The sequence below is a fragment of the Streptomyces sp. NPDC057682 genome (assembly GCF_042799575.1).
Lineage (GTDB): Bacteria > Actinomycetota > Actinomycetes > Streptomycetales > Streptomycetaceae > Streptomyces.
This window is the reverse complement of the sequence record NZ_JBHVIN010000007.1, coordinates 293647-306222: the sequence shown is the minus strand read 5'-3', so window position 1 is coordinate 306222 and position 12576 is coordinate 293647. Positions and strand designations below refer to the sequence as shown.

The 12576-nt window shown below is 75.3% G+C and carries 12 protein-coding genes; 5 read left to right on the top strand and 7 right to left on the bottom strand.

What is annotated here, in order from left to right; genetic code table 11:
* Positions 1 to 86: 86 nt before the first annotated feature.
* Positions 87 to 896: a class I SAM-dependent methyltransferase gene (locus tag ACFVDM_RS15575; protein ID WP_383638797.1), complete on the bottom strand. Its 810-nt coding sequence runs from the start codon at positions 894 to 896 to the stop codon at positions 87 to 89.
* Between the two features lie 207 nt (positions 897 to 1103).
* A complete protein-coding gene (locus tag ACFVDM_RS15570; protein ID WP_383638794.1) occupies positions 1104 to 2609 on the bottom strand; it encodes a bifunctional phosphatase PAP2/diacylglycerol kinase family protein in 1506 nt (501 codons plus the stop codon).
* Positions 2610 to 2825: 216 nt separating this feature from the next.
* Between ACFVDM_RS15570 and ACFVDM_RS15565 the strand changes: the two genes are divergently transcribed.
* Entirely contained in the window at positions 2826 to 3599 is a 774-nt protein-coding gene (locus ACFVDM_RS15565) for an IclR family transcriptional regulator (RefSeq protein ID WP_383638791.1), read from the top strand.
* A complete protein-coding gene (locus tag ACFVDM_RS15560; protein ID WP_383638787.1) occupies positions 3596 to 4447 on the top strand; it encodes an SMP-30/gluconolactonase/LRE family protein in 852 nt (283 codons plus the stop codon). Before ACFVDM_RS15565 ends, ACFVDM_RS15560 begins: the two co-directional genes overlap by 4 nt.
* Before the next feature lie 86 nt (positions 4448 to 4533).
* Here the strand turns inward: ACFVDM_RS15560 and ACFVDM_RS15555 are convergent, their stop codons facing one another.
* From ACFVDM_RS15555 to ACFVDM_RS15545, 3 genes are all read right to left on the bottom strand, one after another.
* Positions 4534 to 5511: a hypothetical protein gene (locus ACFVDM_RS15555; RefSeq protein WP_383638784.1), complete on the bottom strand. Its 978-nt coding sequence runs from the start codon at positions 5509 to 5511 to the stop codon at positions 4534 to 4536.
* 157 nt (positions 5512 to 5668) lie between these two features.
* Positions 5669 to 6697, bottom strand: coding sequence for a zinc-binding dehydrogenase (locus ACFVDM_RS15550; protein WP_383638781.1), 1029 nt, complete (start codon positions 6695 to 6697; stop codon positions 5669 to 5671).
* Positions 6694 to 7848: a mandelate racemase/muconate lactonizing enzyme family protein gene (locus ACFVDM_RS15545; protein WP_383638778.1), complete on the bottom strand. Its 1155-nt coding sequence runs from the start codon at positions 7846 to 7848 to the stop codon at positions 6694 to 6696. Before ACFVDM_RS15545 ends, ACFVDM_RS15550 begins: the two co-directional genes overlap by 4 nt.
* Positions 7849 to 8047: 199 nt before the next feature.
* Here ACFVDM_RS15545 and ACFVDM_RS15540 point away from each other — a divergent pair, with 199 nt between their 5' ends.
* Both ACFVDM_RS15540 and ACFVDM_RS15535 read left to right on the top strand, forming a co-directional pair.
* Positions 8048 to 9298 carry an aminotransferase class I/II-fold pyridoxal phosphate-dependent enzyme gene (locus ACFVDM_RS15540; RefSeq protein WP_383638776.1) on the top strand — a complete coding sequence of 417 codons (1251 nt, stop codon included), beginning with the start codon at positions 8048 to 8050 and terminating at the stop codon, positions 9296 to 9298.
* A gap of 36 nt (positions 9299 to 9334) precedes the next feature.
* Entirely contained in the window at positions 9335 to 10396 is a 1062-nt protein-coding gene (locus ACFVDM_RS15535) for an MBL fold metallo-hydrolase (protein WP_383638773.1), read from the top strand.
* 9 nt (positions 10397 to 10405) lie between these two features.
* Here the strand turns inward: ACFVDM_RS15535 and ACFVDM_RS15530 are convergent, their stop codons facing one another.
* Positions 10406 to 11026, bottom strand: a complete 621-nt coding sequence (locus ACFVDM_RS15530) for a DedA family protein (protein ID WP_383639162.1) — start codon at positions 11024 to 11026, stop codon at positions 10406 to 10408.
* A complete protein-coding gene (locus ACFVDM_RS15525; protein ID WP_383638771.1) occupies positions 11026 to 11808 on the bottom strand; it encodes an MBL fold metallo-hydrolase in 783 nt (260 codons plus the stop codon). The genes ACFVDM_RS15530 and ACFVDM_RS15525 overlap by 1 nt, the downstream gene beginning before the upstream one ends.
* A 248-nt stretch (positions 11809 to 12056) precedes the next feature.
* Between ACFVDM_RS15525 and ACFVDM_RS15520 the strand changes: the two genes are divergently transcribed.
* Positions 12057 to 12461, top strand: coding sequence for a hypothetical protein (locus ACFVDM_RS15520; protein WP_383638768.1), 405 nt, complete (start codon positions 12057 to 12059; stop codon positions 12459 to 12461).
* Positions 12462 to 12576 lie beyond the last annotated feature (115 nt).

The window sequence follows — 12576 nt, the reverse complement described above, 5'->3', positions numbered from 1 at the left end:
TTGGGTGGTCGGCGCGGTGTGATCGGTTCGGGGGAGGGGGGCGGGCCCCGGGCCGGGCGGGACGTGCCGGGCCCGGGGCGTCCCGCTCAGGCCCGGCAGAGGATCTCGCCGTGCGGCACCATGAACCAGCCGTCCTGCTGCTCGCCCCAGGCGCGCCAGGCGTCGGCGATCGCGTTCAGCTGCTCCTCGGTCGCGTGGCCGCCCTCGACCGCCAGCTTCGCGTAGACGGAGCCGACCGTGCGGTCCGCCCACAGCCCGCTCCACCAGGCCCGGCTCTCCGGGGTGGCGAAACACCAGGCGGCGGCCGTCGGGGTGATGTCGGTGAATCCCGCGGCGCGCGCCCAGGAGAGCAGTCGGCGCCCGGCGTCCGGCTCACCGCCGTTGGCCCGCGCCACCCGGTCGTACAGTCGCTGCCACGCGTCCATCTCCGGCGACGCGGGGTACCAGTTCATCGCCGCGTAGTCGCTGTCGCGCGCGGCCACGATGCCGCCGGGGCGGCAGACCCGGCGCATCTCGCGCAGCGCCTGCACCGGATCGCCCACGTGCTGGAGCACCTGATGGGCGTGGACCACGTCGAAGGAGTCGTCGGGGAAGTCCAGGGCGTGCACATCGGCTACGGCGAACTCGACGTTGTCCAGGCCTCGTTCGGCGGCCACCGCGGCGGCCTGGTCCAGGATCTCCCGCGTGGTGTCCACCGCGGTCACCCGGCCCGGCGCGACCAGCGCGGCCAGATCGGCGGTGATGGTGCCGGGGCCGCAGCCCACGTCCAGCACGTCCAGGCCGGACCCGAGTTCACCGATGAGGTACCCCGCGGAGTTGGCGGCCGTGCGCCAGCGGTGCGAGCGCAGCACCGACTCGTGGTGCCCGTGGGTGTAGGTGGCGGTCTCCTTCGACATGGCCGTGCGTCCTCTCTCGGATGCGAACCCGCGAATGCGCTGTTCGGTACGGCTACGGTACGCCCGGAACTCGCATGGTGAGATAGGCGTCTTGCGATATGGACACCGGAGGGTGGCGGGACGTGCGAAAGGGGCGGCCGATTCGCCTTCGGCCGCCCCTTGTCGGCCCTTCTGCCGACCCGCCCGTCGCCCCTTTCGGGCTCGTACTCACACGGGCATCGGGCAGTACACCGTCAGTGCCTCCGGAAGCTTGTCGATCATCAGGTCGCCCTGGCTGTGCGCCACTTCGCCGTCGTACGCGTACGGCGTGCCCGGCGTGAGCCCGGAGACCCGGACCCGCCGCCGGCGGACCGCCGCGTGCATGGGGGAGCGGGTCAGCGGACCGGCGATCGCGGTCGCCAGCAGACGCAGACCCGGGGTCCGGCCCCCGTGCACCACGCGGACGTCCAGCAGCCCGTCCGCGAGATTGTGCCGCCGGCCCGGCGCCGGGCCGACCCGCTGGAACATCCCGTTGCCGATGAACAGCAGCCACAACGGGCGCTTCCTGCCCTGGAGTTCGGCCTCCAGGGGGCGTTCGCCGCGCAGCACCTTCAGCGCCGCGAGCACCCCGGCCGGCCAGCCGCCGATCCTCGGGGACCAGTGCTCACGGGTCCGGACCAGCTCCGGGTAGACACCGAGGCTGAAGGCGTTGAGGAAGTAGCCGTGCGCGCCCCCGGGCCCCTCCGGCCCCGGCCGGAAGCGTCCCAGGTCCACCCGGACCGCGCTGCCGCCGCCGAGCGCGGTGCAGACATCGGCCACCGTCTCGATGCCCAGGTCGTACGCGAAGTGATTGAGCGTCCCGCCGGGGAACACGGCGAGCGGCAGACCGTGCACGGCGGCCACCGCCGCCGCCCGGTTCACCGTGCCGTCGCCCCCGCACACCCCGAGGGCCCGGCCCCGCCCCGCGGCCTTCTCCAGCTCCGCGGAGAGCGCGTCGGGCGGGCACTCCACCACCTCGGCCCGGGGCAGCGCCTCCCGGACCTGCGCCGCCGTCGCCGTCGCTGTACCGGACTCCCGGTTGACGATCACGACCAGGTCCTGGCCGTCCGGGAGGGCCGGGGCCTCGGCGGGCGGGCGGCCCGGCGCGGGCAACTGGCCGCGGGTCGGCACCAGCCCGCGCAGCGCGAACGCCGCACCCACCCCGAGCAGCGCCCCGGCCAGCACATCGCCCGGATAGTGGACCCCGGTGTAGACCCGGGAGGCGGCCACCGAAACGGCGACGGGCGCGACGACCGCTCCCCAGCCCTTCGACTCCAGGGCCACCCCGGTCGCGAAGGCCGCCGCCGACGCGGCGTGCCCCGAGGGGAAGGAGGTGGTGACCGGCTGCCGTTCCAGCCGCCGTATCACCGGGACGACGTCCAGCAGCGGCCGCTGCCTGCGGACCGCGCCCTTCCCGATCGTGTTGATCGTGGCCGAGGCCACCGCCAGGGACGCGACCCCGCGCAGTGCGGCCCGCCGGGCGCGGGCACTGCCGCCGAACGCGGCCATCCCGGCCGCCGCGCCCAGCCAGAGCAGTCCGTGGTCGGCGCTGCGGCTCAGCCGGGGCAGGACCGGGCCGGCGGCCGGCCAGTGGCGCCCGGCCAGACTCCGGAACGCGGCGGCGTCGCCGCTGTGCAGCAGTTTCCGCAGGCCGGTGGGGTGCGGCAGGAAGGACGAGAGCTTCGGTGACGACATGGAACACCGCATACCCCGCGCGCCCCTGCCGAACCGGCAGGCGCGCCCGAGGGGCCCCGGACTCCTCACCGGACCCGTCCCGCGCTACGGTCCGCGTGCCCGGGAAGCCCCCTGCCGCCCTCCCGTCATTGCCCCGGCAAGTGCGGCACGCATAGCCTGTGTTCGTGATGCCGGTCAGTGGCCGGAATGCCGAACACGAGAGGGTGGTGCACGACCATGGGGCGACTCGTCCCCGCGGTGACCCGGGCGCTGGACGTACTCGAACTCTTCCTCCAGGGCGACGGTACGCTCTCCGCGCCCGAGGTCACCCGCAAGCTCCAGCTCCCGCGCACCACCGTCCACGAGCTGCTGACCACGCTCGCCGCGCGCTCCTACCTGGTCACGGTCCCCGACCAGCCCGGCCGCTACCGCCTGGGCGTGCGCACGTACCAGCTCGGCAGCCGGTACGCGGAACAGCTCGATCTCGCCGCCGAGGGGCAGCAGGTGGCCCGGCGGGTCGCCGAGACGTGCGGGGAGACCGTGCACGTGGCGATCCTGGAGGGGACGGACGTCATCTACATCGCCAAGGTGGACTCCACCCATGCCGTCCGCATGGTGTCGGCGGCCGGCCGCCGGCTGCCCGCGCACTGCACGTCCGTCGGCAAGATGCTGCTCGCGGCCCTTCCCGAGCGGGAACTGGACGCCCGCCTCGACGGGCTCGAACTCACCGGCATGACCCCCGACAGCATCACCGACGAGGCGGAACTGCGGACGGCGCTCGCCACCGTCCGGGAGCGCGGGTTCGCCGTCGAGCACCGGGAGTCCAACCCCGATGTCAGCTGTGTCGCCGCGCCCGTCCGGGACCGTTCGGGACGGGTCGTCGCCGCGCTCTCCGTCTCCGTGCCCATGAGCCGCTGGAACGAGGAGCGCGAGACCGAGCTGGCCGCCCTCGCCGTCGAGGGCGCCGACGAACTGTCCGGCCGGCTCGGACACCACCGGGGGGACCGATGAGCACGCCACGCCTCGACATCGCCGTACGCGAACACGCCGAGCTGGGCGAGGGCCCGACCTGGGACCCGGTCACCCAGCGGCTGATCTGGGTCGACATCCTCTCCGCCCGGATCCACACCTACGCGCCCGCCACCGGCAGGCGCACCGTGATGGCCACCGAGCAGCACGTCGGCGCCGCCAAGCCGCGGACCGGCGGCGGCCTCGTGGTCAATCTGCGGGACGGCATCGGCCTGTACGACGCGGACGGCGCGTTCCGCTGGCTGGTCCACGATCCCGAACCGGGGCGGCGCGGCAACGACGCCGCGGTGGCACCGGACGGGGCGCTCTGGGCCGGGACGATGCTCTACGACGAGTCGCGGGCCGGCGGCAGCCTCACCCGGATCGCGCCCGACGGCACCGCCGACCGGGTGCTGCCCCTCGTGGCCTGCAGCAACGGCACCGGCTGGAGCCCCGACGGACGGCTGATGTACTACATCGACACCCCGACCCGCCGCATCGACGTCTTCGACGTCGATGGCGAACGGGTCACCGGCCGCCGCCCGTTCGCGACCGTGGAGGACGGTGCCGGCTACCCCGACGGGCTGACGGTCGACGCCGACGGGGCGGTCTGGGTGGCCCTCTGGGACGGCTCCGCCCTGCGCCGCTACACCCCGGACGGCCGGCTGGACCGCGTCGTCCCGCTGCCCGTGCGCAGGCCCACCGCCTGCGCCTTCGGCGGCCCGGACCTGCGCGACCTCTACATCTCCACCGCCCGCACCGGACTGGCCGCTCCGCACCCCCTCTCGGGTTCGCTGCTCGTCCTGCCGGACGCGGGGCAGGGGCTGCCGGGCACGGCCTTCGCGGGCTGAGGCGGGGCCGGGGCCGGTGCGGGCCGAGGCGCCGGGCGGCGGGGGCGCCGGGGCGGGGCCCCGTCCCTCTCCGGCACCGTCGCCGCTCACTCCGCGGGGAAGCGGCGGAGCGGGCCCGGAAGCCGGGAGCCCAGGGGCGACATGTTCCCGTCGGCGCCGTGCCGGGCGAGCAGGTCCAGGGCGAGCCGGCCGCGCCGGACCCGTTCGCGCGCGGTGTCCAGGGCCACGGTGCGCAGATGCGCGCCGTAGGGGTAGATCCCCGGCGCCCTGGACAGGCCGAACTTGAGGTAGAGTGGGGCGCCCCGCCGGATCAGCTCCGCCGTCTCGTACATCCGCACATAGCCGCCGAGATCGTCCGGCGCCTCGATGTACAGGTCCATCGGTGCGGCCGACACCCGCCGGATCTCCGTGAAGTGAGCGAGCGTCAGATCCGACGGGACGTTCACCGAGTCCGCGCCCAGCCGCTCGTAGACCTCGAAAGAGGCGGGGTTCACCGGGCCGATCAGGGCCGACACCTTGAACGTCGTATCGGCCGGCAGCACCCCCCGTTCCCGCAGCCGGTGCAGGGTTCTCAGCACCCCCTCGTCCGCCACCAGCAGGCATTTCACGCCCAGGGCCGAGGCCCGCAGCGCGTCCTCGACACAGCCCGCAAGCCCGTCGTGCCCCCGGGCCCGCAGCCCGGCGCCACCCGAGTCCGTCCGGTACGAGGCCCCGGTGTCCCAGCTGCCGCGCGGACCGGTGAACAGGCACAGCTCGATCCCGCGCGCGGCGCAGCCGTCGGCCATCTCGGTGATCTCGGCGTCCGTGAGCATCCAGATCCCGCTGCCCTGGCTGATCCGGTGCACCGGGACGTCCAGGCGGGCGCTCTCCTTCAGGACGACGGCCAGCGCCTCTGGGCCCTCCACGGAGGGGACCTCGGTGCGCCAGGTGCCCCCGTCCGGGAAGGCGTGCGGGGAGGCGTCGGCCGGATCGGCGGCGGGCGCGCCCAGTCCGAGCGCGCCGAGCGCGGGCTCGCCGGGGCGACGGACGGGGGAGGGGGACGGGTCCGGCGATGCGACGGTCATGGGAGGCCCTTCGTGTTCGGTGGGTCGGACAAGGTTCGGGACGGTGGGTGTGCGCAGGTACGGAGGGGGCCGGATACGGGGGCGGCGCGATCCGGAGGGCGGGCCCGGCGCCGCCCCCGCGCCCCGGGCCCCCGGGGCGGGACTTTCGGAACACGCCCTACGGCCGCAGCAGCACCTTGCCCGTGCCCGCCCCGCCGCCCCCGACCAGCGCGACCGCGTCCGCGAACCGCTCCAGCGGGAACTCGTGGGTGATCAGCGCCGCCGGGTCCAGCAGCCCCGCCGTGAACGCCCGGACCGCGTACGCCCAGGACGCGGACGACGCCCCGAACACGCTCCGCACGGTCAGCTGGCTCACCGACAGATGCACCGGATCGATGCCCGTCGACCCCGGCGCGAACATCCCCGTGAGCACGACCCGGCCGCCGCGCCGCGCGAGCAGACAGGCGTCGGCCGCCGTGGTCGGGGCGCCCGCCGTCTCCACCACGAGGTCGTAGCGGCCCCGCACCTCCTCGGCCTCGCGCGGTGCGAGCGCCTCGCTCGCCCCGAACCGCAGTGCCTGCCGGGCCCGTTCCTCGCGCGGGTCGATCACCGTCAGCTCCCCGGGCGACACCGCCGCCAGGAACTGGACCGCGAGCAGCCCGAGCGTGCCCGCGCCCACCACGGCGATCCGCTCGCCCGGCTCCGGGGCGCCCGCGCGCACGGCCGCCGCCACCACGGCCGCGGGCTCCAGCAGTGCGGCGGCCCGCAGATCCGCGTCGTCGGGGAGCGGGTGCAGCAGCCGGGCCGGCACCACGACATGGTCGGCGAAGGCACCCGGACGGGTGAAGCCCGTCTCGTCGTAGCCCGCGGAGCACAACGAGGTCTCGCCCTCGCGGCACCGGTCGCAGCGGCCGCAGGAGCGGAAGCCCTCGGCGACCGTGCGCCGGCCGGTCAGCGCCGGGTCGACGCCGGGGCCCACGGCCTCGACCGTGCCCGCCCACTCGTGACCGGGCACCACCGGATAGCGCACATAGCCCTCGGCGCGGCGGCCGTCGTACACCTCGCGGTCGCTCATGCAGAGGCCCGCGGCGGCCACCCGCACCCGTACCTCGTCCGGCCCCGGCTCGGGAACCGGGCCGGTGGCCAGCCGGTGGCCGCCGGGTCCGTCGACGGTGATCGCCCGCGAGCGGGCCGGGGCGGCGCTCACTTGGGCTGCCTCTTCTCCCAGCCGTCGGCCCACAGGTCGAACCGGGCCTGCTGCTGCGGGAACTCGGCCGCGGCGTCCACGTCCAGCTCCACTCCGAGCCCGGGGGCGTCGGACAGCTCGAAGCAGCCGGTCTCCGGGTCGACCTCCGGGGCGCCGCGCACCACCTTCTTGATCTCCGCGTCCGCGAAGTCGTTGAAGTGTTCGAGGATCTTGAAGTTGGGGGTACAGCCGGCCACCTGGAGGCCGGCCGCCGTGAGCACCGGACCGCCGACGTTGTGCGGGGCGACGAGCGTGTAGTGGGTCTCGGCCGTCGCGGCGAGCTTGCGGGTCTCCAGGATGCCGCCGATGTGGCCGACGTCCGGCTGGATGATGTCGGCCGCCTGCGACGCGAACAGCTCGCGGAACTCGATCCGGTCGTGGATGCGCTCGCCGGTCGCGATCGGCAGGTCCACCTTGTCGGCCACCTTGGCGAGCGCCCGCAGATTCTCCGGCGGCACCGGCTCCTCCAGCCAGGCCGGCCGGAAGGGCGCCATCTCGTGCGCGATCCGCACCGCCGTGGACGGGCTGAACCGGCCGTGCATCTCCAGCATCAGCTCGGTGTCCGGGCCGATGGCGTCGCGGACCGCCTCGATCAGCGACACCGCGTACCGCGTCTCCTCGTGGCCCAGTTCGAAGTGGCCGGTGCCGAACGGGTCGATCTTCAGCGCCCGGTAGCCGCGCGCCACCACGCCGGACGCGGCCCGGTGGTACGCCTCCGGGGTCCGCTCGGTCGTGTACCAGCCGTTGGCGTACGCCTTCACGCGGTCGGTGACCCGGCCGCCCAGCAACTGCCAGACCGGCACCCCGAGGGCCTTGCCCTTGATGTCCCAGCAGGCCATCTCGACGACCGCGATCCCGGACATGACGATCTCGCCGGCCCGGCCGTAGTCCCCGTACTTCATCCGGCGGACCAGATCCTCCACGGCGAACGGGTCCGACCCCGCGATGTGGTTGGCCTCCGCCTCGCGCAGATAGCCGAGGAGCGCGTCGGTGCGGCCGAGCATCCGGGTCTCGCCCACACCGGTGAGACCCTCGTCGGTGTGGACCTGCACATACGTGAGATTGCGCCAGGGTGTTCCGACCACATGTGTGCTGATTCCGGTGATACGCACGGGAGTCGCCCCTCGACTTGTTCGATATTTCGTCACTCGTTCGAAATCCTGGCGTGACCGTAATGACGCGGCGGGGCGAGTGTCAATGGGGCCACCCGCGCGGCGCAGCGCAGGCGCCCCGCGCCATTCCCTCGTATAACTCGTACACGGAGCCGACGGACGGCGACGGCGGACACGGCGAGCGGCGAAGGAGGCCCGGATGGGCCGGGAGCGGACCGGGGCCGGGGGAAGCGAGGGGCCGCGCGGCCCGCAGGGCCGGGGACCCGTGCGCTACGGACCGCCCGCCCCCGGGCCCGGCCTGCCGGTCCTGCCCGAACTGGCCCGGGTGCTGGCCGCCGCGGCCGACGACGCCGCCCCCGAACCGGCCGGCGGCTCCTTCGCCCTGCGCGAGGCCGCCGTCGCCTACTGGGAGCGGCGCGGCCTGCACGGCGGCCCCGAACGCGTCGCCGCCGCCCCCGGCGCCTCCCCGCTGCTGCTCGCCCTGATCGCCGCGCACGGCGGCGACGTGCTCATGCCCCGCCCCTGCCCCGCCTCCTGGATCCCGCAGGCCCGGCTGCTCGGCCGGCCCGCCTACCACGTGCCCACGCCCGCCGAGTGCGGCGGCGTCCCCGACCCGTACGCGCTCCTGGAGACCGTCCGCAGGGTCCGTGCCGAGGGCGGCCGGCCGCGCCTCCTGCTGCTCTCGGTCGCCGACGACCCCACCGCCACGGTCGCCCCGCCCGAACTGGTCCGCGAGGCCTGCGAGGCGGCCGTCGCCGAGGGGCTGCACATCGTGAGCGACGAGACCTGGCGCGACACCCTGCACCGCCCCCGCGACACCGTGCTGCTCAGCCCCGCCGAGATGTGCCCCGACGACGTCACCGTCCTCGCCGATCTGGCGGGCGCGCTGACCCCGGCCGCCTGGCCCGTCGCCGTCGCGCGGTTCCCCGACACCCCGAGGGCCGCCGCCCGCCACGCCCGTACGCTCGACATCCTCACCGCCCTCGGCGCGCTCGTCGCCCGCCCCGCCGCTGCCGCCGCCGCCCACGCGCTGCGCGAACCGGACGCCGTCACCGAACGGATCCGGCGGGCCGCAGCCCTCCAGGCCCGGGTCGCCGCCGCGGCCCATCGGGCGGTCCTGGCCTGCGGCGCACTGGCCCGGCCCCCACAGGCCGGCCGCCATCTGTACGCCGACCTCGGCCCGCTCCGTGCCCGGCTCGCCGAACGCGGGGTCACCGACTCGCTGGAGCTGGAGGGCTGGCTCACCGACCGGCTCGGCGCCCCCGCCCCCGGCGGCCACCGCTTCGGCGACGAACTGGGCGCCCTGCGCGTGCGCCTGGGCACCGGACCGCTGCTCGGCGCCACCCCGGAGGAGCAGACGGCCTCCCTCACCGCCCCGGAACCCCTCGAATTGCCGCATGTCGCGACGGCGCTGAGCATGTTCCGAGCGGCCCTCGACACACTCCGCTGACGGACGGGCCGACGTATTCCGAGACGGGAGTACCCGATGACGGAACGAACAGAGGGCGCCCGCACCCGGGACGTCCGCCGGGTGTCCCACGGCCGTGTGCTCGCCCCGCGTCCCCTCGGAGAGACACGCACCTGGCCCCGGAGCTTCGCCGACCGGCTCACCGCGCCGCTCCCCGGCGTCCTGGGACTGTCCCGGCTCGCCCGGGAACACTCCGTCCGGCCCAACGCCGAGGGACTGCGCGGAATCCACCGGCTGCCCTACGCCCCCGAACCCCTGCCCGCCGCCCCGGCCGGCACCACCTGCGTCACCTGGGCCGGGCACGCCAGCTGGATCATCCGCACCGGCGGCCTCACGATCCTCGCCGACCCCGTCTGGTCCCGGCGCATCCTGGGCACCCCGGCCAGGATCACCCCCGTCGGCGTCCGCTGGGAGGACCTGCCGCCGGTCGACGCCGTCGTCATCAGCCACAACCACTACGACCACCTCGACGCCCCCACCCTGCGCCGGCTGCCCCGCCACACGCCCCTGTTCGTCCCGGCCGGACTGGGCCACTGGTGCCGCCGCAGGGGATTCACCGTCGTCACCGAACTCGACTGGTGGGAGTCGGCCGAACTGGACGGCGTCCGCTTCGACTTCGTCCCCGCCCACCACTGGTCCCGGCGCACCCTCACCGACACCTGCCGCTCGCTCTGGGGCGGCTGGGTCGTCGAGGCCACCACCGGCCCCGGCGGCGGGCGGATCTACTTCGCGGGCGACACCGGATACGGCCACTGGTTCACCGAGATCGGCCGCCGCCACCCCGGCATCGACCTCGCCCTGCTGCCCATCGGGGCATACGAACCGCGGTGGTGGCTCGCCGACGTGCACACGGACCCGGAGGAGGCCGTCCAGGCGTACGAGGACCTCGGCGCCCACGCCATGGCCCCGATGCACTGGGCCACGTTCCTGCTCTCGGCCGAACCGGTCCTCGAACCGCTCACCCGGCTGCGCACGGCCTGGCAACGCGCCGGCCATCCCCGCGAACGGCTCTGGGACCTGCCCATCGGCGGCTCGCGCCTCCTCGACACGGCGGACGAACCGCGCCCCGTCGGCCGCTGACCCCCGGGCTCAGCGCCCCGCCCGCAGCCGGCGCCACACCCCGGGCGCCGCGCTGATCAGCAGCGTCAGGCCCACCGCCGCCACCACCCCCTGCCACGGCTCCGGGAACAGCGAACCGCCCAGGATCCCGATCAGCTGGTACGTCGCGGCCCAGGCCAGACACGCCGGCACATCCCCCCGGGCGAACCGCCGCAGCGGCATCCGGCCCAGCAGACACGCCAGCATCACCGGGATCCGCCCGGCCGGCACCAGCCGCGAGAGCACCAGCACCACCACACCGTGCTCGTCCAGCTTCCGCTGGGCCTGCGCCAGCCGCTCCGGCGCCGCCCGGTCGCTGATCGCCCGCAGCCACCGGGAACCGTTCTTCGACCCCACCCCGCGCTGCCCCAGCCAGTACAGGCACAGGTCGCCCAGGAACGCCGCCGACGACGCCACCGCGAATACCACCAGCAGGGCGAACGGCGCCGACTGGTGGAACGCCACCACCGCCGCCGAACTCACCAGCGCGCCCGTCGGCACCACCGGCACCAGCGCGCCCAGCGCCACCAGCAGGAACAACGAGGGATAGCCGACGGCCTGCTGGGTCGACTCCGGGGGCAGCGTCGCCGTCTGCCGCAGGAACTCCGGGATCACCCGCGCGCCCCCGGCCGCACATGCTCGCCGTGCGCCAGCCGGTGCACCGCCACCTCCGGCGCCCGCAGCGCCGCCTGCCGCACGAACTCGTCGCCCGGCGCGTGGAACTCGTGCGGCCGGACCCCGTCGAGCCCGATCGGCCAGTACGTGCCGTAGTGCACGGGCACCGCCGCACGCGGCGCGAGCCGGGTCAGCGCCTCGGCGGCCCGCCCCGCGTCCAGGTGCCCGTGCCCCAGATACGGCCCCCAGCCGCCGACCGGCAGCAGGGCCACGTCCACCGGGCCGACCGCCCGCGCCATGTCGTCGAAGAGCCCGGTGTCCCCGGCGAAGTACGTCCGCGCCTCGCCCTCCACCACATAGCCCAGCGCGGGAGACCGGTGCGGGCCCAGAGGCAGCCGCCGCCCGTCGTGCAGCGCCGGCACCGCCCGGACGCGCACCCCGCCCACGCGCAGCTCGTCACCCGGGGCGACCTCCGTGATCCGCACCCCGCGCCGCCGGCGCAGCGCACGCAGTCCGGGCACCGCCGCGACCGCCCCCAGCGGAACGATCAGCCGCGCCTCCGGGGTGATCCGCGCGAGCGAGGGCAGATGCAGATGGTCGGAGTGCAGATGCGAGATCAGCACCGCGTCGGCCACCGCCGCCGCCGGAGGGGGCAGCTCGCCCCGGCGCCGGCGCAGATGCGCGAAGCGCCGTACGAAGAGGGGATCGGTCAGGAACCGGACCCCGGAGTCCTCGATCGTGCAGGTGGCATGGCCCCACCAGGTGATCTCCACCGGCACCCGCCGTCTCCCTCCGTCGTCTGCCGACGAGCCTACGGGGCGCGCGCCCGGTCCGGTCGGCGAGTCCCGGCCTTCCGGCCCGCGCGCGGCACCGCCCCGGACACCGCACGGCGGGGGCGCGCGTCACGGCCCCGGCGCGCGCCCCCGCCCCGCATACGCCCCTCGGGCCCGACGTGCGCCTTCTTGTGCGGGAATCCGGCGGGTAGGGTCGGAGCACTCCGGACAGGAACCAGCACGGGGAGACGGCCATGGGGGACGTACGGGTGGCGGCCATCGCCAGCCTCACGCCGCTGGAGGAACTCGACAGCGAACCCTTCCTCGTCGACACCCGAAGCCAGCACGCCATGTGCGCCCGCTGGGCCGCCGACCAGGGATACGTCGTCACCCGGCAGCTCCGCCTCTACGGGATGCGCCCCGACCACCACGCGCTCTGGGCCGATGTGGAGGGCGGCGAGGTCGAGCTGTTCGTGGCCCCCACGGACCGGGTCCTCGCCCGTGCCGTCGCCTCCGTGCCGCAGTTCGCCGCCGAGTGCGAGCGCCGCGGCGTCCGGCTGGAGATCGCCGGCCTCGACGAACCGGAGTACAGCTCCCGGACCAAGGCCAGCGTCCACCGCAGACTCTCCATGCCCACCGCCGGCTACGACGGCTGCTGACCCGGGCCAGGCCCGCCCCGGGCCACCGCTCCGCCGCCCGTCCCGCCCGCTGTGAAAGGCTGGGCGGGGACCGGAACGGCAGGTCCCGGACGTGTGAGGTGGCGGCGGAGTGAGT